The sequence below is a fragment of the Vibrio sp. 10N.261.46.A3 genome, assembly GCF_041472995.1.
GTDB classification, from domain to species: Bacteria; Pseudomonadota; Gammaproteobacteria; order Enterobacterales; family Vibrionaceae; genus Vibrio; species Vibrio coralliirubri.
The window spans coordinates 157393-179708 of sequence record NZ_JBFRRH010000003.1 but is presented as its reverse complement, the minus strand read 5'-3'; the positions used below and the strand labels follow the sequence as shown (position 1 = coordinate 179708).

The 22316-nt window shown below is 44.9% G+C and carries 18 protein-coding genes; 7 read left to right on the top strand and 11 right to left on the bottom strand.

The genetic code is table 11. From position 1 onward, the window contains the following. Positions 1-19: 19 nt before the first annotated feature. The 6 genes from AB4484_RS01075 to lptD form a co-directional block, all read right to left on the bottom strand. Positions 20-823, bottom strand: a complete 804-nt coding sequence (locus tag AB4484_RS01075; RefSeq protein WP_372076033.1) for a symmetrical bis(5'-nucleosyl)-tetraphosphatase — start codon at positions 821-823, stop codon at positions 20-22. 29 nt (positions 824-852) lie between these two features. Then, the gene (apaG, locus tag AB4484_RS01070; protein WP_004735899.1) at positions 853-1233 is read right to left on the bottom strand and encodes a Co2+/Mg2+ efflux protein ApaG; all 381 of its coding nucleotides are present in this window, start codon (positions 1231-1233) and stop codon (positions 853-855) included. Positions 1234-1321: 88 nt separating this feature from the next. Beyond that, on the bottom strand, positions 1322-2137 hold the full coding sequence (gene rsmA / locus AB4484_RS01065; protein WP_017062942.1) for a 16S rRNA (adenine(1518)-N(6)/adenine(1519)-N(6))-dimethyltransferase RsmA: 816 nt from the start codon (positions 2135-2137) through the stop codon (positions 1322-1324). Then, positions 2134-3126 (bottom strand): 4-hydroxythreonine-4-phosphate dehydrogenase PdxA, encoded by a 993-nt coding sequence (gene pdxA / locus AB4484_RS01060; RefSeq protein ID WP_372076031.1) that lies wholly within the window; start codon positions 3124-3126, stop codon positions 2134-2136. The genes rsmA and pdxA overlap by 4 nt, the downstream gene beginning before the upstream one ends. Continuing rightward, complete coding sequence (surA, locus tag AB4484_RS01055; protein WP_048609649.1) at positions 3113-4411, bottom strand: peptidylprolyl isomerase SurA; 1299 nt, start codon at positions 4409-4411, stop codon at positions 3113-3115. Before surA ends, pdxA begins: the two co-directional genes overlap by 14 nt. 42 nt (positions 4412-4453) lie before the next feature. Further along, on the bottom strand, positions 4454-6787 hold the full coding sequence (gene lptD / locus AB4484_RS01050; protein ID WP_372076029.1) for an LPS assembly protein LptD: 2334 nt from the start codon (positions 6785-6787) through the stop codon (positions 4454-4456). Positions 6788-6936: 149 nt separating this feature from the next. Between lptD and djlA the strand changes: the two genes are divergently transcribed. Next, positions 6937-7791 carry a co-chaperone DjlA gene (djlA, locus tag AB4484_RS01045; protein WP_372076027.1) on the top strand — a complete coding sequence of 285 codons (855 nt, stop codon included), beginning with the start codon at positions 6937-6939 and terminating at the stop codon, positions 7789-7791. A 57-nt stretch (positions 7792-7848) separates the two neighbouring features. Then, positions 7849-8394, top strand: coding sequence for a DUF924 family protein (locus tag AB4484_RS01040; protein WP_372076025.1), 546 nt, complete (start codon positions 7849-7851; stop codon positions 8392-8394). 363 nt (positions 8395-8757) lie between these two features. Here the strand turns inward: AB4484_RS01040 and AB4484_RS01035 are convergent, their stop codons facing one another. From AB4484_RS01035 to leuA, 5 genes are all read right to left on the bottom strand, one after another. Continuing rightward, positions 8758-9540: a DUF547 domain-containing protein gene (locus AB4484_RS01035; RefSeq protein ID WP_372076023.1), complete on the bottom strand. Its 783-nt coding sequence runs from the start codon at positions 9538-9540 to the stop codon at positions 8758-8760. A gap of 156 nt (positions 9541-9696) precedes the next feature. Continuing rightward, a complete protein-coding gene (gene leuD, locus AB4484_RS01030; RefSeq protein WP_372076021.1) occupies positions 9697-10299 on the bottom strand; it encodes a 3-isopropylmalate dehydratase small subunit in 603 nt (200 codons plus the stop codon). A gap of 14 nt (positions 10300-10313) precedes the next feature. Beyond that, entirely contained in the window at positions 10314-11726 is a 1413-nt protein-coding gene (leuC, locus tag AB4484_RS01025; RefSeq protein ID WP_372076019.1) for a 3-isopropylmalate dehydratase large subunit, read from the bottom strand. Between the two features lie 117 nt (positions 11727-11843). After that, positions 11844-12935: a 3-isopropylmalate dehydrogenase gene (gene leuB, locus AB4484_RS01020; protein ID WP_372076017.1), complete on the bottom strand. Its 1092-nt coding sequence runs from the start codon at positions 12933-12935 to the stop codon at positions 11844-11846. 97 nt (positions 12936-13032) lie between these two features. Continuing rightward, the gene (gene leuA, locus AB4484_RS01015; protein ID WP_019826902.1) at positions 13033-14580 is read right to left on the bottom strand and encodes a 2-isopropylmalate synthase; all 1548 of its coding nucleotides are present in this window, start codon (positions 14578-14580) and stop codon (positions 13033-13035) included. A gap of 568 nt (positions 14581-15148) precedes the next feature. Here leuA and AB4484_RS01010 point away from each other — a divergent pair. From AB4484_RS01010 to AB4484_RS00990, 5 genes are all read left to right on the top strand, one after another. Continuing rightward, entirely contained in the window at positions 15149-15808 is a 660-nt protein-coding gene (locus AB4484_RS01010; RefSeq protein ID WP_372076015.1) for a TetR/AcrR family transcriptional regulator, read from the top strand. Next, on the top strand, positions 15808-17145 hold the full coding sequence (locus AB4484_RS01005; RefSeq protein WP_372076013.1) for an efflux RND transporter periplasmic adaptor subunit: 1338 nt from the start codon (positions 15808-15810) through the stop codon (positions 17143-17145). Before AB4484_RS01010 ends, AB4484_RS01005 begins: the two co-directional genes overlap by 1 nt. Further along, positions 17142-20249: an efflux RND transporter permease subunit gene (locus tag AB4484_RS01000; RefSeq protein ID WP_372076012.1), complete on the top strand. Its 3108-nt coding sequence runs from the start codon at positions 17142-17144 to the stop codon at positions 20247-20249. Before AB4484_RS01005 ends, AB4484_RS01000 begins: the two co-directional genes overlap by 4 nt. Before the next feature lie 294 nt (positions 20250-20543). Then, the gene (locus tag AB4484_RS00995; protein ID WP_017068816.1) at positions 20544-21068 is read left to right on the top strand and encodes a phosphatase PAP2 family protein; all 525 of its coding nucleotides are present in this window, start codon (positions 20544-20546) and stop codon (positions 21066-21068) included. A 58-nt stretch (positions 21069-21126) separates the two neighbouring features. After that, a complete protein-coding gene (locus AB4484_RS00990) occupies positions 21127-22182 on the top strand; it encodes an MJ1255/VC2487 family glycosyltransferase (RefSeq protein WP_372076010.1) in 1056 nt (351 codons plus the stop codon). Positions 22183-22316 lie beyond the last annotated feature (134 nt).

The window sequence follows — 22316 nt, the reverse complement described above, 5'->3', positions numbered from 1 at the left end:
TATCTCGTATCTCGTATCTCTATAGCGCTTTTTGGGTAAAGAACTGTTTGTCTTCCCAGCGAAGAATCGTCAACTCTCCTCCCCAGACGCACCCAGTATCGAGTCCAATCACGTCTTTTCCGTTATAGCCTTCAAGTGCAGCCCAATGCCCAAAAACAACGGTTTTATCGAACTTTATGCGTTGAGGAAGGTCAAACCACGGTACTAATGGTTCATCGGTTATTTCATTTGGTGGTAGCTTACATGCCATGTCGAGTCGGCCATCTTCAAAGCAGAAGCGCATTCTTGTCAGGCTATTGATCGCATAGCGATAGCGCTCAATATCATGTAAACCCTGATGCCATAAATCAGGCGTGTTGCTGTACATGTTTTCGATTAGCCATTGCCATTTATCGGACTTTAACAAGGATTCGATCTCTCGATTTTCAACACGTGCTCTTTCTAGGCCCCATTGCGGTGAGATACCTGCGTGGCACATCACGAACTCTGGATGTTCCTGAAGCAAAGGCTGTTGTCTCAACCATTCGAGTAGCAGTTCACGATCTTCAGCATCAAGAATCGCTTGAGTCTTATCTTTTGGTTTCGCTGTGAATAGCCCTAAAGACACCGCCAGAAGGTGTAAGTCGTGGTTGCCTAATACAACCTTAGCTGCGTCACCAAGTCTACGAATAAAGCGTAGCGTCTCCAATGATTTAGGGCCTCGAGCAACTAAGTCTCCGGCGACCCATAAAGTATCTTGGTGTTTATCAAAGTTAATTTTTTCAAGTAGTCCTTGAAGTTCGTCGAAGCACCCTTGGATGTCTCCGACAATGTAATTCGACACAATAATTTCCTGTAGATACAGATGTACGGCTAATTAAGAATATTAGGGATTGCGAGTCTGAATGGGTCAACTTCGGTAATAAAATCAATGCCCTTGTTATCGGTCATCACATAGTGACCTTGCATAACGCCAACAGGGGTTTCGATGACAGTACCACTCGTGTAAGTGTATTCGTCGTTAGCTTCAATCACGGGTTGTTGCCCAACCACACCATCACCCTCAATGGTGAGTTGCTTGCCGTTAGAGTCGGTAATTAACCAGCGGCGAGACATAAGTTGCACCGTTGTTTTACTTAGATTTTTGATGGTAATAATGTAGGCGAAGACATAACGATTCTTCGTTGGCTCAGATTGTTCTTCTATGTATTTAGAGTGAACCTGGCATTTGATACAAGGCGTAGATATATCCATATTCGCACCTTTTGTTGTTGATATACTTAATGTAATTAAAGTATTACATAAAAAAGGCTCCTAACCGAAGTGTAGGAGCCTTTTTTATTTATTTGTCAGCGTTGTGGCTATCGTACAACCAGTTTGCCATGTCGACAAACTGCTCGAGCGTTAAGTTTTCAGGACGCATGCTTGGGTTGATACCTAGCTCTTCAAGCACTTCCTTATCGATTAAGCTCTTGTAGCAGTTACGAACTGTTTTACGACGCTGGTTAAAGCCTTCACGACATACGCGGTCAAGCCATTTCAGATCTTTTGCCGGGTAAGGCAGTACTTCGTATGGCTGTAGGCGAACGACTGCTGAGTCTACTTTCGGTGGCGGAACGAAGGCCGTTGGTGGTACTTCTAGCACTGGCGTCACTTTACAGTAGTATTGAGCCATTACAGTAAGGCGCCCGTAAGCTTTACTGCCAGGGCCAGCTGCTAGACGGTTAACCACTTCTTTTTGAAGCATAAAGTGCATGTCTTGCACGTCTTTATGGAATTCAAAAAGGTGGAACATCAATGGTGTAGAGATGTTGTATGGCAAGTTACCAAAGATACGTAGTTTATTGTTCGGCTTAACCAGTTCTTGGAAATCGAACTTCATCGCATCGCCTTCACGGATCGTTAGCTTGTCAGCAAGATCTGGATGGTTACGAAGACGTTCTGCAAGGTCTCTATCCAATTCGATAACGGTAAATTTATCGACAAGCTTACCCACAGGCTCAGTAATTGCGCCTAGACCAGGGCCGATCTCTACCAAGTTTTGACCTGGTAGTGGGTTAATGCTCGATACGATGCCATCAATAATGTATGGATCGTTAAGGAAGTTTTGACCAAAACGTTTACGCGCTTTGTGTCCTAAGTGGACATCATTTCTCATTGCTTTTTCTCTACTAATTCAATGGCGTGCGTGAGCGCTGTTCTAAAGCTCCCTGTATCGGCTTGGCCTTTCCCTGCCAAGTCTAAGGCGGTACCGTGGTCGACTGATGTGCGAATAAACGGTAAGCCAAGCGTGATGTTCACTGAGCGACCAAACCCTTTGTATTTCAATACCGGGAGTACTTGGTCGTGATACATACCTAAAACAGCATCTGCATCTTGCAAATATTTTTCATTAAAGATGGTATCTGCTGGCAATGGGCCAACTAAATTGATGCCATCTTTTTGGCGAATTTTTTCTAGCGTCGGAGTGATGGTTTCAATCTCTTCACGCCCTAAACAACCATCTTCACCAGCATGTGGATTCAAGCCACATACATAGATAGTTGGTTTCTCAATAGCAAATTTCTCAACCAAATCTTTATTCAGAATAGCAATAATTTGCTCTAATCTGTCTTCGGTCACAGCTTGAGATACATAAGCTAGTGGGATGTGCGTTGTTACTAGCGCAACACGCAGCCCTTCAGTTGCCAACATCATCACCACCAGTGGCGTATTGGACTTCTCTGCAAAGAACTCGGTATGGCCGCTAAAAGCAACGCCAGCTCGGTTAATTACACCCTTGTGAACGGGGCCGGTGACAATAGCATCAAATTCATCATTCATACAGCCAATTGCTGCGGTTTCTAAAGTATTTAATACGTAATGACCATTAGCCTCATTGAGTTGACCTGCAACTGCCGCTTCAGCAAGTGGAACGTGCTTCACTACCAGTGTGCCAGCGCGTTGCGGTTGCTTAGCTGCGTTTGCGTCATAATCTAGCAGATCGACGTCGATACCAAGAATTTTGGCTCGCTCGGACAGCAGTGTTTTATCAGCACAAACTACGAGTTGATGAGGCCAACTTTCTTGGGATAGAGCCAGAGTCAAGTCTGGACCTATCCCTGCTGGTTCACCTGCAGTTATGACAATACGTTTAGTTGTTGTCATCTTGGTCGTCCTCAACCATTTCAACAAAGGCACTTGCTCTTACTTCTTGTAGCCAGGCACCAGCTTCTTCGTTGAATTTACGGTTAAATAGAATTTGGTAAGCCTTGTTTTTCAGAGCTGAATCGGTGCGGTCTACTTCGCGACGGTCTAGTACTTCAACAATGTGCCAACCGTGGACTGTTTTGAATGGTGCACTGATCTTGCCTTCAGGCAGGGTTTCTACTTGGTGTTTGAACTCTGGTACATACAAATCTGGTGTTTGGTAGCCTAGCTCACCATCTTGTACTGCAGAACCTGGATCTTGACTGTATTGCTGTGCAAGGTCACCAAAGCTCGCTTCACCTGCGTTTACGCGGCGCGTGATCTCCTCAAGTTGCTCCTTGGCGCCATCGTCACTCAAGATGACAGTTGGCTTAATCAAGATATGACGAGCATTAACTTCCGTAACTGCTACGGTTTCTAAGCCTTTCACATCTTCAATTTTTAGAATGTGGAAGCCTACACCGCTACGGAAAGGACCGATGATGCTGCCTTTATTTTGCATTTTGATTTGATCAGCAAAAATGGTTGGCATCTCTTCTTTACGCATCCAACCCCAATCACCACCTTGCAGCGCTTTAGGACCCTTAGAGTAAGTATACGCCATGGTGCTGAAATCTTTGCCTGAGTTCAGTTCTTCAACCAGCTCAGTAGCTTGAGCCTCTAACTCTTCTTTGGTTTGGTCGTCATTAAAGCGTAGCTGAATGTGGCCAATTTTATATTGAACGGTCGCGTTAGTCTCTTGCGCTAAGATATCCGCTAGGTTATCGACCTCTGCAGGAAGAATATTGATACGGCGACGAACTAAGGCGTTACGAGCTTCACTTGCTGCAATCTCTTTTCTTACTTGCTCACGAAATGCATTGTAGCTAAGGCCTTCTTCCGCAACCGATGCGGTAAGTTGTTCAACCGTTTGGTTGTTGTCTTTCGCGATGCCTTCGATTGCTTGATCAAGCCTCGCGTCATCAATACGTACGCCAATACGTTCCGCTTCTTGAGTTTGAATAGTATCGATGATTAATTTTTCTAGTACTTGCTCATTGAGCACATCTTGCGATGGCAATGTTTGACCGCTTTTCTTAGCGTTTGCGCGCAGCGTCTTCATCGAGGCATCGATGTCACTTTGCAAGATAACGCCTTCGTTAACGATAACTTTTACGCTGTCTAGCTCGACTGGCGCTGCAAAGCTTGTTGATAAAGTACAAGTCGCTGCGATAGCAATTAATGTGCGTTTCCACAATGTCATGTGTAATCCTTTAAATTTACTGACGTTTATCAGTAAAGAAAATTAGTTGTTTAAGAAGAATGGTCGACCGTAGCTCAATGAGTTATCAGAGCTGCTATCCCCAACAGCGCCAGAGTCAGAGCCGATATTGGTACCGAAGCCAACAATACCGAAGTTCACACTAAAGTTGTTTTCATATTCAGGTGTGATATTTGGGTCACTAATGTTGTTCGTCAAACGGTTACTATAGGTAAAGCCAATATACCAACAATCCGATCTGTAGTTTAAACGAGCTAACCACTCTAGATCTTCTTGTGTGGTTAAATCATAGAAATATTGAGCACTTGTGCTCCACTTCGGTGAAATTTGGTAGGCACCAAGTAATCCTGCTTGAGAGATACCATCTCTTGTGATGGATGATACGTCAAAATCTACAGTTTCATTTATGTATTCTTCTGTGACATAACGATAGTTAGTTTGTATGTAACCACCAGTGAAGCGGTATTCTAACGTACTGTTTGCAAGCTGCATCGCTGTAGTGTCAATGTCGTATTGCACCCCACCATGGTAAAACAGGTAGTCATCGTAGTTAAAGTCAACTTCTACTGCCCAAGATGAGTAGTTTGAGTTCTTATCAACCTCGTTGGTGTTTAAATTTTGTTTGGTATCTTTGTCGATATAAAAAATTTGGCCAAAAGAAATGTTGAGACGTTCTTTATATTCATCATCAAAGAAACGAGATGATGCGCCATAGCTAACTTGATTAGCTGCTGCAATGAAATCAACACCACTGTATTTACGGCTTCTAAACAGACCATAGTAATCCGTTTGTAACAGAGTAGTATCATAACGGCCAATGTCAGATTGCTCCTCTTCAGGTACATAAAGATACTGAACTTGCGGCTCAAGGGTTTGCGTGTAGCCGCCAACAATAGTGGTATCCCGCTCCAGAATGATACCTGCGTGGCTGCGAAACTCAGGAATGACCCTGCTTACAGACTCTTTTAATCCCTCGTATTCAGAGCCTTCACCAGTATCAACACCATCAAGGTCCTGCTGGTAGTAAGTACCAAGTACTCTAGCTTCTGTCGTCCATGTACCCCAGGTGTTCCCTACAGGAATAGTAATGCCAGGTTCCACGTGAATACGAGTCGCAGATGGTTTGTTTGACGCATCAGTATCGAATACTGAAACATGGCTGATCATGTCGAAGTCTAAGTACTTCATCACTTCAGGAGCATAGTAGTTATACTCTAGCTGTGGCATTAGACGATAAGGTTGGTTGTTTGGAGTCAAAACCTGAAAATCTCGGACAAGCACCGATGCGTCCCAATTTTGAGAACGGTATGTCGCTTGGCCTTCTTGTAATAACTGGCCATCTTCACGGTTACCGATACTGCTTGAGCTAACGTCAGTAAAGTAATCAATATCACTCACTTTTGAATAGTCGACTTCGAATAACCAAGACTGTTGGAATATACCTGAGTGCTCTAGTTGTGCCCCCCAACGGTCGCCTTTCTCTTCGTACTTTTTATCATCAGGCAGGTACTCTGACTTGATACTCCCCGAACCAAAATCGCTCAAATATCTGAATTTACTGTTGAGTTGAGTACCACGCTCTTGCATGTACTTGAAGGTGGTTTCCAAGTCGTAGTTTGGCGCCAAGTTCCAATAAACAGGGATTTCAGCTTCAAAGCCATCGCTTGAACCGTATGACACGGTTGGGTAAAGGAAACCTGTCTTACGGGTATCACCAATCGGAACAGTTAAATAAGGTAGGTAGAAAACAGGTACGCTCTGGATTTCAAAACGTGGGTTATAGAAGGTTGCTTGTTCTTCATTTTGATCGACGTCAATACTTGATGCTCTTAGGCGCCAAGCATTGTCGCCAATCGGACAAGAGGTTATCGAGCCATCTTCAATCTCATAAACCGCTTTACCTGTTTTTGCGATATAAACAGCATCGCCTCGACCGGGCTCGCAAAGGAATTCGTAATCGGTGTTCTCAAGCGTCATTTCATCTGTAGTTAGATTATTGGTCGCTTTGTCTGAGATAGATTTGATTTGACCATCACTAAAGTTTACGTTGCCTTCAGCTACAACGATATTTTCTTGTTGGTGCAGGGTTACGTTATCGGCAAGGATGGTCTTGTTCCCTTGCGTAACGACTACGTCTCCGGAATATATTGCTTTGTCACCATTGATAGCTTCTAAGCGATCTGACTCAACGTGAGCGGGTAGCTGTGTCTCGTTTTCTGCTGCGGGCTCGATCAAGCATTGATCTATAGAGGGCATTTCCTGCACACTACTATCGGTGATTGTTTCAGCTTGAGTTGTCGACACGTATAACGCCGTACTTATAGACGCGGCTAACAAGGTGCGGGAAAAAGATTGCATGAAGTTGAACTATCCTGTGTCACTAGATGAAGGGTTGATCTAGTATCAATCCAATTAATAAAGCATTTTCCTTATGATAAAGGAAATAATAGCATTCAGCATCATCAGACAGCATTACTCAGATAAAATTCATAGATAGAGAACACATAATGCAAATATTTGGCAAAATTTTGGGCGCGTTTTTTGGCTTTTTATTTGGAGGGCCACTCGGTTTAGTTTTTGGTCTGTTTTTAGGACACCAATTCGATAAAGCTCGCCGATTGAACCAATCGGGCTTCAATAGCTCTGGTTTTGGTCGAGGTCCAAGCCAAGCAGAAAGACAGAACGAGTTTTTTAAATCCGCTTTTGCGGTTATGGGGCACGTTGCTAAAGCGAAAGGACAGGTAACGCCAGAAGAGATTCAACTCGCTTCTACCATGATGGAGCGAATGAACCTGCATGGCGAACAACGCAAAGCGGCGCAAGATGCATTCCGTGACGGCAAAGAGAGCGACTTCCCTCTGAGCGATGTACTGGATCGAGTGAAAATCTCATCGGGTGGTCGTTTTGATCTTCTGCAGTTCTTTCTAGAGCTTCAGGTATCTGCCGCATTTGCGGATGGAAGTTTGCACCCGAGTGAGCGCCAAGTTCTGCATAAAATAGCGCAAGGCCTTGGGTTTTCGGCAGAGCAACTAGAACGCCGCTTGCAGATGCAAGAAGCTGCGTTCCGTTTCCAACAGCAAGGTGGAAGCTTTGGTGGCCATCAAGGTCATGGGCAATCATCAGGTTGGCAACAGGCTTCACAACAGAACCAGCTAGGCGATGCATATAAGGTTCTTGGTGTGAGTGAAAGTGCTGACGGTAAAGAGGTGAAGAAAGCCTACCGTAAGCTGATGAATGAGCATCACCCAGATAAACTGATGGCGAAGGGATTACCGCCTGAGATGATGAATGTTGCGAAAGAGAAATCGCAAGAAATTCAAAATGCTTATGACCTGATAAAGAAGGTCAAAGGTTTTAAGTAATCGAACACTAAACCGAGTAATAACAAAGTTACTCGGTTTTTTATCAAAGGGAATTATATGACGGTAACGTATCAGGATGTTCTAGAGTTTTGGTTCGATGAGTTGACGCCTAAAGATTGGTTTACTGGGGGCGCCGAGATTGACACTTTGATAGAGTCTCGATTTTCTGAATTGCATAAAGCAGCCATTCAAGGCGAGCTATTTGAGTGGCGCCAAACTGCGCAAGGACGATTGGCTGAGATTATCGTGCTTGATCAGTTTTCTCGAAATATTGGTAGAAACAGTCCGACAGCATTTTCTGCTGATCCGATGGCGTTGGCTCTAGCCCAAGAGGCGGTATCGGGTGGTTTTGATCACCAGCTTAACGAGCAACAGAAAAGCTTCCTGTATATGCCTTATATGCACAGTGAATCTCTGTTAGTCCATGAACAAGCCGTGGAACTCTTTTCTCAAACGGGATTAGAACATAATCTGGATTTTGAGTTTAAGCATAAGGTCATCATTGAGCGTTTTGGGCGCTATCCGCACCGTAATGAGGTGTTAGGGCGAACTTCGACTCCCGAAGAAATTGAATTCTTGCAGCAACCGGGCTCAAGCTTTTAATTGTAGAAACACAGTTCAATAGATAAAAAGAGGCAAGGGCGTGTTGAGCTTTCGAGCTGATTTTTGCAGCGAGTTGCTGGGTATTTATACAAGACAGAGGCTTTGATATGTAGCTAGCCTACATGAGAAGCCGATAACGCAGTAGAAATGGCCAGCAAACGCTGCCCAAAGGGTTCGGCTAAAAGCGTTTTACTCTTTGTTGAGGGGGATTGGCTTAGAATGACTAGGCTACTTCCCCCTCGCCGCGATTAAAACGCTTTTATCTCGAACAAAATTTAACCGCGAAAGGTCAACACGCCCTAGCGGTTAATAAAACCTCTAGCCTCTTTTTTTTTGCTTTAGTGATCAACTTTAGCCTTAGAGCTAGTTTGCTTGGTTGAGCGACCAATCGTATTCATAACTGATGTTTTGAGTATTGGTTATTGCTTCAGTTCGATATTGTTCTAAGTGACGAATAAGTTGTTTCTCTGTACCAAAATCCACAGCAAACCATTCGTAAATCGATGATAGTTGAAGCTTATTATTTGTAACCAGTACGCCTTTATCACTGCTTACAAACTCAGTTGCAGCTTGCTCTAGTAAGGCTTCAGTATTGTCAGAGGTAAAAGCGTCAGGTTGTAAGTTAGGGCAACCTAAGCTGGCACAGTTCACTGCATAATGCGTACGAGGATCTTGCCAAATCGGTCTTAGGATTCGGTGTTCAATGTCATTGAGTGTCAGTGATTTCCCGTTAACGACTGCCACATCATCTCCCCACGGACCGAAACTAAATAGTCCGCCAAGTTTAGTGATGGATTTGATCGGGTAGGCATCAAGAATCAAATCGACAGTCACGGCGTTGTATAGGTTAACCCAATAGGCATACTGCTCCGCTTTTGAATAGTCGAGCGGATTAACTTGTTCGAGTTGCTTGATGTATTGCTTAAGTTTTGTCTTATCGGCAGTGTTCACCGCTTTATAGCGAACTAACGTATTTTGCCCTTGTTTAACTAAGTAGTTATCGAGAAATTGCTGCCAATCTTGGTGAGGTACCTGTTCTAGGTTGGTTTCGTCGCTTTGGTTCCAGTATGGCCAAAGATCGGATTTAGGCGCAGACCAAGCTAAGGTTGAGAAAAGTAGGCTGACAATAAAAAGTAGTTGTTTCATGGCATTCTCCTGATGACTGACTACTAAGACCTTAAGGCTTACCATTTTCTTTCATTGCTCTTCATTTAAATAAACATATGAAGTTAAGTTAAAAGCTTAGCCAAATAAAAAAGGTTGGCACTAGGCCAACCTTTAGATTTATTCAGAAACGTCTCATTATTTCAGGAAGCTAGGAATCTTAGCTTCAAACTCTGAAATCTTATCGGCGTGTTGAAGTGTAAGGCCGATATTATCTAAACCATTCAGTAAGCAGTGACGACGGAACTCATCAATTTCAAACGAGTACTCTTTGCCGTTCGCGCTGACTTTCATTGCTTCTAGATCAACCGTAATTTCTGCACCTTCATTCGCTTCAACGAATTGGAATAGCTCATCCACTTCTTGCTCAGTCAATCGAACTGGCACCATTTGGTTATTGATCGAGTTACCGTAGAAAATGTCGGCAAAGCTTGGTGCGATCATTACTTGGATACCATAATCGGCAAGCGCCCAAGGTGCGTGTTCACGAGATGAACCACAACCGAAGTTTTCACGAGCTAGAAGAATTGAAGCGCCTTGGTAGCGTGCTTCATTCATTACAAACTCAGAGTTTGGTTGTTGGCCTGCATCGTCTAGGAAGCGCCAATCGTGGAACAAATGTTTACCAAAACCGATGCGGTTTACTTTCTGTAGAAACTGCTTTGGAATGATCGCATCAGTATCGATGTTGGCCGTATCTAGAGGAACGACTAATCCGGTGTGTTGTTGAAAACCTGACATGTTAAATCCTCTAATTAAAGTTCACGAATATCGACAAAGTGACCAGCGATTGCCGCTGCGGCTGCCATTGCTGGGCTAACTAGGTGCGTACGACCATCACGGCCTTGGCGACCTTCAAAGTTACGGTTTGATGTAGAAGCACAGCGCTCTTGTGGACCTAGACGGTCGTTGTTCATTGCAAGACACATAGAACAGCCTGGTAAGCGCCATTCAAAGCCGGCTTCGATGAAGATCTTATCCAGGCCTTCAGCTTCAGCTTGTGCTTTTACTTGCTCAGAACCTGGAACGATAAGCGCTTGAACGTGTTTCGCTACTTGGCGGCCTTTCGCTACCGCTGCTGCTGCACGCATGTCTTCGATACGAGAGTTAGTACAAGAACCTACGAACACTTTATCTACGTTGTAATCAGATAGAGATTTACCGGCTTCAAGGCCCATGTAAGCCAGCGCTTTTTCTGCAGATGCTTTTTCTACAGGGTCAGCGAAGCTTTCTGGCGCAGGGATTGGTGTGTCTACCGAGATAACCTGACCTGGGTTAGTACCCCAAGTGACTTGTGGTTTGATGTCTGCTGCTTCTAATGTCACAACCGCATCGAATTCAGCGTCTGCATCGGTTTTCAATGTGTCCCAGTATTCAATTGCCGCTTCTAAGTCTTCGCCCTCTGGAGAGAACTTACGGCCTTTGATGTACTCGTATGTCGTTGCATCTGGAGCGATTAAGCCTGCTTTAGCGCCAAGCTCGATTGCCATGTTACATACTGTCATACGACCTTCCATCGTAAGGTCGGTAATTGCCTCACCACAGAATTCAACCACATAGCCTGTACCGCCAGCAGCCGTTGTTCTACCGATGATCGCTAGCACGATGTCTTTTGCCGTGATGCCTGGAGCAACCTTGCCTTTTACCTCGATTTTCATGGTTTTTGCGCGAGCTTGTTTTAGCGTTTGAGTAGCTAGAACGTGCTCAACTTCTGAAGTGCCGATACCGAATGCTAAAGAACCGAATGCACCGTGTGTTGCTGTGTGTGAGTCACCACATACGATGGTCATGCCCGGCAGAGTAATACCTAGCTCTGGGCCCATTACGTGCACAATACCTTGGTATTTGTGGTTTAGATCGTAAAGCGTGACACCAAATTCTTCACAGTTTTTCGATAGCGTTTCCATTTGGATACGAGCCATCTCACCAGAAGCGTTGATGTCTTTCGTTTGTGTCGATACGTTGTGATCCATGGTCGCAAAAGTTTTGCCTACTTGGCGAACTTTACGGCCTTTTTCACGCAGGCCATCAAAGGCTTGTGGCGAGGTTACTTCATGGACTAAGTGGCGATCGATATAAAGAATTGGTGTTTCGCCCTTCGCTGCAACCGCAACGTGAGCGTCATAAACTTTTTCGTATAAGGTTTTTGCTTGCTGGTTTGTCGACATAGCTTTTCTTCCTTGGGAGCATCAGTCCCAGTGTTTGTTTCGAGCCAAGTCATGCGGTTTACGCTGACTTGGCTTGATATTATTCTTATGTACTTGCTTTTAATCGGAGTATTTAGCTTATGAAGCTAAGATGTACTCAGCGATCTTGTCACCCATTTCAGAGGTAGTCAGTGCTTGGTTGTTACCTGCAAGGTCTGCTGTTAGCTCGCCTGCTGAAAGCGCTTTAGATACCGCTGCTTCGATGTCTTGTGCTGCCGCTTCTTCGCCTAGGCTGTAACGAAGCATTAGTGCTGCAGAAAGAATTTGCGCGACTGGGTTTGCGATGTTCTTACCTGCGATATCTGGTGCGCTGCCGCCTGCTGGCTCGTATAGGCCGAAGTTGCTTTCGTTCAAGCTAGCAGAAGGAAGCATACCCATAGAGCCTGTGATCATTGCGCACTCATCAGAGATGATGTCACCAAAGATGTTTGAACACAGCATTACGTCAAACTGAGATGGGTCTTTGATTAACTGCATGGTCGCGTTGTCGATGTACATGTGGTTTAGCGTGACATCTGGGTAATTTTTTGCGATTTCTTCAACCACTTCACGCCATAAGATAGAGCTCTGTAGAACGTTCGCTTTATCGATTGAGTAAACGTTTTTGTTACGTAGGCGTGCCGATTCAAACGCAATCTTTGCAATACGTTCGATCTCGTAGCGGTGGTAAACCTCAGTATCAAATGCTTTTTCAGTTGCGCCTTCGCCTTCACGACCTTTAGGTTGGCCGAAGTAGATGCCGCCTGTTAGCTCACGTACAACCACGATGTCGAAACCGTTACCTGAGATGTCAGCACGTAAAGGAGAGAAAGACTCTAGACCTTTATGGATTTGTGCTGGGCGTAGGTTACAGAACAGTTGGAAGTGTTTACGTAGAGGAAGTAGGGCACCACGCTCTGGTTGATCGTTTGGTGGAAGGTGTTCCCATTTAGGACCGCCAACCGAGCCAAAAAGTACTGCGTCAGATTCTTCACAGCCAGCTACTGTTGCTTCTGGAAGTGGACAGCCGTGGTTATCAATCGCAATACCACCAACATCATACTCTTCGCGAGAAAAGCTAATCGCGTGCTTCTTTTCGATCGCGTCTAGCACTTTATGTGCTTGTTGCATTACTTCTGGGCCAATGCCATCACCAGGTAGTACGGCAATCTTGTATGATTTATCAGTCATGTTAATCCTTTAATTCTTGTTACTGAGCTCTTTCGCTCGTTTTAAATTTTGTCCCTAAAGCCAACAACATCGGCTCTAGGGCTCTGTTATTGGGTGTTTAAACTGTCGCGATTCTTTGCTGTTTCATTTCAGCGATGGTGTCTGCGCGTTGAATGCTATTAATAACGTGCAGTAGCGCCTGACCAGAGGCCTCAACGATATCCGTTGAAACGCCCGTACCGTGGTACTTGCGGCCTTTATAGTTAGCAATGATATCAGCTTGGCCTAAGCCATCTTCGCCTTCACCTTTCGCGGTAAGGTCGAATTTATCCAATGCAATTTCGTAACCTGTTAAGCGGTAGATACATTGGTATAAAGCATCAACCGGGCCGTTACCGACAGCCGCTTCGCATTTCTCTTCGTCACCACATTGCAGCTTAATGCTGGTGGTAGACATAACACTACCAGATTGTACGCTTAGGTAGTTAAGTTTATAGAAGTCATCTTCGTCACGTAGATTTGCGAAGTGCATTAGTGCTTCTAGATCGTAATCGAACACTTGGCCTTTACGGTCAGCAAGCTTCAAGAAGTCTTCGTACAATGAATCTAGGTTGTACTCATTGTCTTTGTAGCCCATTGCGTCCATGTGGCTCTTAACGGCTGCACGACCACTGCGGCTGGTTAGATTCAAAGCTTTGTTTTTCAAGCCAATAGACTCAGGTGTCATGATCTCGTAAGTGTTCTTGTTCTTAAGCATGCCGTCTTGGTGGATACCTGAAGAGTGGCTGAATGCGTTAGCACCTACGATTGCCTTGTTGTCTTGAATTGGCATATGGCAAAGCTGGCTAACCAACTTACTGGTACGGTGAATCTCTTTGTGGTCCAAACCGGTATGAACACCTAATAGCTCTTGACGAGTTTTGATGATCATTGCAATTTCTTCTAAAGAACAGTTACCCGCACGCTCACCAATACCATTGATTGTGCCTTCAATTTGTCGAGCACCTGCTTGAACAGCCGCAATTGAGTTAGCAACCGACATGCCTAAGTCATCGTGACAGTGAACAGAGATGATCGCTTGATCGATGTTTGGTACGCGATCAAATAGCGTTTGGATAATGCCACCAAATTCATTCGGTACTGTGTAGCCTACGGTGTCTGGAATGTTGATGGTTTTTGCGCCCGCGTTAATCGCGGCTTCAACCATGCGACATAGGTTGTCGATAGGTGTACGACCGGCATCTTCACAAGAGAACTCAACATCATCGGTATAGTTACGCGCATGCTTTACCGCTTTCACTGCCATCTCGACAACATCGTCGTAGCTGCGGCGTAATTTGTCTTGTACGTGAACCGTCGATGTTGAAATAAAGGTATGAATACGGAACTGATCAGCTACTTTTAGTGCTTCGGCAGCGGCATCGATATCTTTTGCAACGGCACGAGAAAGCGCACAGATGCGGCTATCTTTAATATTCTTTGCGATGGTTTGTACTGATTCGAAATCGCCTGGGGATGACACAGGGAAACCCGCTTCAATAACATCTACACCCAGTCGTTCAAGTGCATAAGCGATCTGTAATTTCTCTTTTACCGTAAGGCTTGCTGCCAACGCTTGCTCGCCATCACGTAAGGTCGTGTCAAAAATTATCACTTGATCGTTCATGGGTGCTTCCTTATATCGATAATGAATCGATTGCTATCCAAATTATTATTAAGAATGATGTTCTTTTAAAAGTGCCAGTTACAAAAAAACCCGCTCAGCGCGGGTTTTAATATTTGTGTAGTTCTTGACCCACAACTTACCCGCGCGATTGGTTCACGATAAGGAGAAGTTTCAGCAGTCGAGAAGAAGAAAAAATCATTACACAAATATCCGTAAATAAACTGTTAACACCATATTTACCGCAATTTATTCTGAGCGTCAAACAAGAAAATCCAATATCAGCGTGCATTGGCGACGTTTTGGTTTGGTTTGTGCTGTTTTGTGTTGCGTTATTGGCTAAATCATCTGATTGGTGGTTTTGTATTGGGGGGTTAGTTTATCGTTTGGCTTATGTGTAGGTTAAAACTTTGTAGTAAATCTTTTTGATGGAACGATTCACCAAAAAAATCACAAGCGTGACCAAATTAATTAATCACTTGATTAAATAGTGAGTAATTAATCTTCTACTGTTACGCCTGTTTATCTCTATAATTAATCAGATGATTAATTATAGAGATGGATTTTTGCCATGACGGCACGAAAAGCGGGGCGACCTCAAAAGAATTTAGATGTTCGGCAGTTATTGATTGAGCATGCTCGTGATCTGTTTGTCGTTCAGCCATACGACAAGGTCTCGACGCGCCTGATTGCTGAGCGTGCGGGTGTCAACATTGCGATGATCCGTTATTACTTTGGCAGTAAGGCCGGGTTGTTTGAAGCGATGCTGCGTGAAACGCTACGACCGATGCAATTGCAAATGCAAAGGTTGGTTGAAGAAAGCAGTCATGAGAACTTTCTTGATTTAATGAGGACTTACTACAAAGAGATGGTCAAGGTACCGAAGTTTCCGCGCTTGATAGCTCAAGTGATGAATATGCCTCCCTCTGAAGTGCAAAGAGAGTTGCTCGAAAAGGTTTTCCTCGATGTTGCAAAGCCAGCCCAAGATGTCATTTTTGAAAAGTTGGTTGAACAAGGCATCTTAAAACAGAACATGGATCCAAAATTGTGCCGTGTTTCGTATGTAAGCTTGATGGTGTTTCCTTTCATCGCTCCGCCGCCTTTATTGGCAATCCATGGGATTGAGATTAATGACGAATTTCTTAATCGTTTAATCGAACACAACATTCAATTGATGACTGAAGGCTTTATTAACGCACCGAGCCCTTCTTCCGTGCAGGACCAAAGATAATGAAAATAAATAAAAAACTACTCTTCTTTCCAGCACTTGCGGTTGGTGTTATTGGCCTTGTCGCCGCGATTAACTTGAAGCCGGATCTTCCAACCAAACCTGTGGGTGATAGAGCCCGCTTAGTTGATACAGTGAGCCTAGAGCAACAACTGATAGCACCGTTAGCGGTTGGCTTTGGCAAAGTGGTGCCTAAAGTCGAATGGAAAGCGATTGCAGAGGTGACAGGCCAAATAGTGTATCGACATCCAGATCTTGAAAAAGGTCAGGTGATCCCCGCGGGAACGGTCGTGCTCAAGGTTGATCCATTGGATTATGAATTGAAGCTAATACAGGCAGAGGCGGATCTAAAATCAAGCCAGACCTCATTAGCGAAATTGAATCAAGAAGAAGACAACCTTAATCAGACTCTTAAGATCGAAAAGAATCGTTTGGTGATCAGCAATAAAGAGCTACAACGTAAACAGGATCTGCGTAAGAAAGGGCTGACTTCTCAGTCTGATGTCGACCTGCAACAACAAAGTGCATTGTCTCAGCAGAAGTTGGTATTAGATATCGCGAACCAAATCGCGTTAATGCCAGATGAAAAACGCGTCGCGGAAGCGGTGATTAAGGTCAACGTATCCAAAGTGAAAGAGGCACAACGCTCTCTCGATAAGACCACGATCACTTTGCCAAGAGCGATGCGAATTGCTCAGGTTGATATCGAAAAAAATCAAGTGGTTAATCTTCAGCAGGAGATGTTTATTGCTCACGGGATTAATGTCATGGAAGTGGAGGCGCAACTTTCTATTCACGATATGCAAACTTTAGCCTCTAGTTTCAACCAGTTCCCTCGCGATGCTGCAGGAATCCCTAATCCTTATGAAGCGCCAATCAAAGCAAGCATTCAACTTAACAGCGGCAACCTGAACCTCAGCTGGCCAGCGAAGGTGGCAAGAATCAGCGAAACGGTTGATGAAAACCAAGCGACGGCGGGGATTATTCTCGAGATCGCTCAAGATTACTCGCAATTGCAACCAGACAGTGCAACGCCTTTGGTTAACGGTATGTTTGTTAAAGCCGAGATTGAGGGTGTAGCCAATCTGAGTTGGGTGGTTCCAGAGCGAGCACTGCATGGTGATAAGGTTTACCTGATGGATGACAATCAGCGTTTGCAAGTGGTCAATGTTGAAGTGCTTTATCGCAGAGACAATCAAGTGGTTGTGAGTGGCGAGCTACAAACTGGAGATAAACTGGTTCTCAATGATGTCCTGCCTGCAATCGAAGGCATGTTACTGAGAGAGTCCAACTCTGAAGAGGCTGAGCTTGAATCAGATACTCAGGAGAGTGCGTCATGATCAAGTTTTTCTCTCGGCACCCAACAGCAGCAAACTTGTTGATGCTTGGGTTGTTGATCTTAGGTATAAGCTCACTATCAACCATCAAACGTGAAACCTTCCCCGCTTACGATCCGCCTTACATTATGGCTGCGATTGTTTATCCCGGCGCCTCTCCACAAGAAGTAGAAGAGAGCTTGTGTGTGCGAATGGAAGATGCAGTAGACGGCTTAGCCAACATTGAAGAGACTCAGTGTGAAGCGATCGAAGGCAGCGCTCGTTTAATTCTCAAGTTAAATGAAAAAGCGGACATCGGCCGAATGCTGGTGGACGTGCAAACTCAGATCAACTCGATCAATGACTTCCCAACTGAGATTGAATCGCCTGTTGTTCAAGAGCTAGATTGGAATGAACCGGTTGTTGATATCGCTATAACAGCTGAAACGTCATGGCCAGAACTTAAGGCTTATGCGGAAGATCTTAAGCGTACCATGAAGCTTGATTACGATGTCTCTTTGGTCGAGGTCAGTGGTTTTTCTGATCATCAATATCGAGTGGAACTAGATACCCAAGCTATTCGTCAGCTGGGTTTGAGTGTCGGTGATATCGCGGATCAAATTGGTCGACAGAATGTAAAACTGCCGAGCGGTAACGTTGAAACACCAGACAAAAACTTTCTGATTCGTTTCGACGAGAGACGAATTACGCCTGTTGAGCTGGAAAGCATCGTGGTTGGATCCGCGCCTAATGGCTCGGTGATCCGTTTGAGAGACATCGCCAAAATAACCGACCGCTTTGAGCTTGATGAACAGAAGGTGTTATTTGATGGCAAGCCTTCGGCGCTGCTTAAGATCAGTAAGAACAAAGAAGACGATGCGCTGCGAATCAAAGAGAACGTAACACGATTCGTTGAAGATCAAAGCGCGATTGCTCCTGATGGCGTGACACTACAAATGACCAATGATCTCTCTTCTGTACTTTGGGATCGTCTAACCATGATGGTGAGCAATGGCTGGCAAGGTATTGTGCTGGTGTTCGCCACCATGTGGCTGTTCTTCAGCTTACGTTATTCGTTTTGGGTAGCGGCGGGGTTACCGGTAGCCTTCCTTGGTGGCTTGTTCTTGATGGCCAATCTTGGTTTGTCGATCAACATTATGTCGCTAGTCGGCTTATTAATGGCAATCGGTATTATGATGGATGACGCCATCGTGATCGCCGAGTCGATAGCGTCCCATTTAGACCGGGGGCAGAGTGTTGATGATGCGGTGTACAACGGCGTTAAGAAAGTGCTTCCCGGAGTACTGTCTTCTTTCCTAACCACGGTGTGTATTTTCGGTAGCTTACTGTTTCTTGATGGTGAGATGGGCGCGGTGCTTAAGGCTGTTCCTCAAGTTTTGATTCTGGTGCTGTCGTTGAGCTTGATTGAAGCCTTCTTGATTCTACCTAATCACCTATCTCATTCATTACACAAAGAAAAAAATGACAAGCCAGCGCTGCGCTTTAAAGTGGTGTTACTTGAGAAGTTCGAGAACTTTCGTAATACCACTTTGATGAACATGGTTGAGAAAGTCGTGACCTTCCGCTACGCCTTTATGGGTGGAGTGATTACGCTGTTGTTGCTTTCGGTCGCCTTGATTGCTGGTGGCGTTGTTAAGTTTCAACCTTTCCCTGAGCTAGATGGTGATATTGCCGAGGCGCGTATTATTCTTCCGCCGGGCGCATCACTGTCTCAAACCGAGAAAGTGGTCGACAAAATTGTCGCGTCTGCTGAGCGTTTAAACAAGCAATGGAGCGAAGAGGTTGAAGAAGGCAATACACTGGTCGAGCATATCACTAGCCAATTCAATGCCAACGCCGATGCCAATGAATCCGGCCCGCACTTAGCCACAGTGCGTTTAGATTTACGCGGAGCAGAGAGTCGTAATACGGTTATCGATGATTTCATTGATGCGTGGCGTGAAGATATTGGCGATTTAGCGGACCCTATTTCATTGGTGTTCAAGCAGCCAACTATGGGCCCGGGCGGTCGTGCTATTGAAATCCGTGCCAAACATGATGACCTGAGCGCATTGAAATCTGCTTCTTTGGATATTCAGGAGTACCTTAATCAGTTTGATGGGGTGCATGGCGTGCTTGATGATATGCGCATGGGTAAAGAAGAGATCTTAGTGAAGCTGCGCCCTGGAGCCGAAACTTATAATGTGAATGGGCAGATGATTGCATCTCAGTTACGAGCGGCTTTCTTTGGACAAACGGCGGACGAGATTCAAATCGGTGTTGAGAATATCTCGATTGAAGTGCGTCTTGATAAGGAGCAAGCGGGCGACATACAGCAGCTAGCTAACTTCCCAATCATTACCGCAGATGGTAGTCAGATCCCGCTAGCAACGTTGGCGACATTAGATTTCCAACGTAACTACGTACGAATTCAACGTATTGATGGGCTGAGAACCATCAGTATCTTTGGTGATATTGATAATAAGAAAGCGAGTTCATCCGCGATTTTGGCCCAGTTCCAAAAAGATGAAGCCGCCAAACTTATGCAGAAGTACCCGGGTTTACGCTTTGATTTCGAAGGGGAAGCCAAAGATGCGGCTAAGACGGGCGCTTCGATGGGCAAAGGGTTCTTGCTCGGCTTATTCGGTGTGTTTGCGATTCTTAGCTATCAGTTCAGAAGCTACTTAGAACCTGTGGTCGTGATGTTGGCGATTCCACTCGCCTTTATTGGGGTGGTCGTTGGTCACTGGATACTTGGCCACTCTTTGAGTATGCCAAGCATGATGGGCTTTGTGTCGCTTGCCGGTATTGTGGTTAATGATTCCATCTTGTTGGTGCAGTACATTCGTCACCATGTCGATGAGGGAGATAGCGTGCACGACTCGGTAGTGAAAGCCAGTCGCGAGCGTTTCCGTGCGGTATTCTTGACCTCAATGACCACAGCGGCAGGTTTGCTACCGCTGTTGACAGAAACCAGCTTACAGGCACAGGTTATCCAGCCATTGGTTATTTCGATCGTATTCGGCATATTTGCCTCGACCTTACTAGTGCTGTTTATGATCCCAGCAGCCTACGCGATATTGGCGGATTTCGGTTTGGTGAAAAAGCACGAGCCATTAGCGCTATAGCCTTTAGTACTATTATCATCCGCGAGCTCTATTATCGTTAGCGAACGCTATAACCATTAACACGATAGAAGTAGCGTTTGCTTGCTTATATAAAGAAGTGAAAACATAGAAGAATAAAGCGGCCTTGGGTCGCTTTATTTTTATCGGTCGTTTCTATCGTTATCCTGACTTGATCCATTGACCTGTCTATCAAGCATGGGAAATTTCATTTTAGTTCATTCAAAACGTCACTTAACTGTCATTTGTTGAGCATAACTTGAGCCTTAACTGAATAAGGATTGTTAAGGAGATCGTATGCGTACTATCGAACCTATTGTCCGCTGGGATGTGGCATTTTCTGTTTTCTGTTTAAACAACCGCTATGGCGGGCAACATGCAACGCTCAGTAAAGCGGTGTCTCATACTGGAGATGGACACCTTTATGTTTTGATTGCCTTGATTGCACTGCTGGCCGATAGCAACACCGGTCGAGACTTTCTTTTGGTGGGCTTAACCGCCTTCGCAATCGAACTGCCTATTTACTGGTTTGCTAAAAATACCCTCAAGCGCCGTCGACCAGCTGAATTCTCTTCACTACTTCACTCTCATATTGTGCCATCCGATAAATACAGCCTGCCTTCAGGGCATTCTGCTGCGGCTTTTGTTATGGCGACCCTAATCGGGCATTTCTATCCGAGCTTGTACCTCTTTAGCTTGGTGTGGGCAACTGCGATTGCAGGCTCTCGAATCCTGCTCGGTGTGCACTTTTTAACGGACGTACTGATTGGCGCAGCCTTGGGCATCGCTTGTACTAGCCTCGCTATCAGCTTCATCCTGTAATTATTTTGTTGGCAACCACCCACAGCCGAGCTTAAGTGGTAAATTTAAAGGAACATGCATGAAAATTTTATATGGCGTACAAGGCACAGGAAATGGGCACATCGCTCGAGCGAGAGCAATGGCCGTCGCTTTTCGTCAGCAAAATATTGATGTCGATTTTCTGTTCTCTGGGCGAGATGAGAGCAAATACTTTTCGATGGAAGCGTTTGGCAACTATCAGACCCGCAGCGGCTTAACTTTTTACAGCGAGCAGGGGCAGGTTAAATACGGCAAAACATTCATGAAGAACAACATCTGGCGATTTCTCCGTGAGATTAACCAGATCGATCTGACACCATATGATTTAGTGCTTAACGACTTTGAACCCGTGACCGCTTGGGCAGCTAAAAGACAGGGCGTACCTTGCATAGGGATAAGCCACCAGAATGCGTTTCGTTATGATGTACCCAAAGAAGGGGGTAACTGGATTGAACATTCAGTGATTCAACATTTCGCCCCAACCGAGCACTCAATTGGCTTGCATTGGTATCACTTTGAACAGCCGATTTTGCCGCCTATCGTTCACACGCTGGTTGGTGAGCAACAAACCAAAACAGCACAAGACTTTACGTTGGTCTATTTGCCATTTGAGGATCTTGAGTCGATCTCAGAGCTGCTGATGAAGTTCATTTCGCACAACTTTGTCTGTTACCATCCGGATGTGATTGAGCACAGCCGAGTCGAAAATATTGAGTTCAAACCACTCAGTCATGCTGGCTTCCAATTCGACCTCAATCAGTGCTCTGGTGTGGTCGCAAATGGCGGCTTTGAATTGCCATCTGAAGCCCTCACTTTGGGGAAGAAATTGCTTCTCAAACCACTCGAAGGGCAGTTCGAACAACAGAGCAATGTGGCGACGCTAGAGGCTCTTGGATTAGCTCAAACCATGACCTTCTTGGATGCGGCTATCTTGCGTGCTTGGCTCAGTGAAAAACAGGCTGAAGTGGTCACCTATCCAGACGTGGCAAGTGCACTCGTTGAGTGGGTATTAGCGGGGAATTGGTCTAATCAAGATGACTTAAGAAAGCAACTTTGGGACAAGGTAGACTTTCCAAGTTATGCATCGCTCACCTAACTCATAAGTGTTATTTCTGAATCAACTGGTCAACTAATTCATCGGTTCAATAAATTGTAACAATTGTAACCAAAAGATAGAACAGCTAAATAAGTCGAAATCAAACTCATAAGTTACGCTTTTTATATTTTTTT

Bases quoted from the DNA above. Each gene is read 5' to 3' on its own strand.
- AB4484_RS01005 (WP_372076013.1), top strand. From the start codon at position 15,808: ATGAAAATAAATAAAAAACTACTCTTCTTTCCAGCACTTGCGGTTGGT.
- leuA (WP_019826902.1), bottom strand. From the start codon at position 14,580: ATGAACGATCAAGTGATAATTTTTGACACGACCTTACGTGATGGCGAG.
- lptD (WP_372076029.1), bottom strand. From the start codon at position 6,787: ATGCAATCTTTTTCCCGCACCTTGTTAGCCGCGTCTATAAGTACGGCG.
- AB4484_RS01010 (WP_372076015.1), top strand. From the start codon at position 15,149: ATGACGGCACGAAAAGCGGGGCGACCTCAAAAGAATTTAGATGTTCGG.
- surA (WP_048609649.1), bottom strand. From the start codon at position 4,411: ATGACATTGTGGAAACGCACATTAATTGCTATCGCAGCGACTTGTACT.
- AB4484_RS00990 (WP_372076010.1), top strand. From the start codon at position 21,127: ATGAAAATTTTATATGGCGTACAAGGCACAGGAAATGGGCACATCGCT.
- AB4484_RS01035 (WP_372076023.1), bottom strand. From the start codon at position 9,540: ATGAAACAACTACTTTTTATTGTCAGCCTACTTTTCTCAACCTTAGCT.
- leuB (WP_372076017.1), bottom strand. From the start codon at position 12,935: ATGACTGATAAATCATACAAGATTGCCGTACTACCTGGTGATGGCATT.
- pdxA (WP_372076031.1), bottom strand. From the start codon at position 3,126: ATGACAACAACTAAACGTATTGTCATAACTGCAGGTGAACCAGCAGGG.
- apaG (WP_004735899.1), bottom strand. From the start codon at position 1,233: ATGGATATATCTACGCCTTGTATCAAATGCCAGGTTCACTCTAAATAC.
- leuD (WP_372076021.1), bottom strand. From the start codon at position 10,299: ATGTCAGGTTTTCAACAACACACCGGATTAGTCGTTCCTCTAGATACG.
- djlA (WP_372076027.1), top strand. From the start codon at position 6,937: ATGCAAATATTTGGCAAAATTTTGGGCGCGTTTTTTGGCTTTTTATTT.
- leuC (WP_372076019.1), bottom strand. From the start codon at position 11,726: ATGTCGACAAACCAGCAAGCAAAAACCTTATACGAAAAAGTTTATGAC.
- rsmA (WP_017062942.1), bottom strand. From the start codon at position 2,137: ATGAGAAATGATGTCCACTTAGGACACAAAGCGCGTAAACGTTTTGGT.
- AB4484_RS01000 (WP_372076012.1), top strand. From the start codon at position 17,142: ATGATCAAGTTTTTCTCTCGGCACCCAACAGCAGCAAACTTGTTGATG.
- AB4484_RS00995 (WP_017068816.1), top strand. From the start codon at position 20,544: ATGCGTACTATCGAACCTATTGTCCGCTGGGATGTGGCATTTTCTGTT.
- AB4484_RS01040 (WP_372076025.1), top strand. From the start codon at position 7,849: ATGACGGTAACGTATCAGGATGTTCTAGAGTTTTGGTTCGATGAGTTG.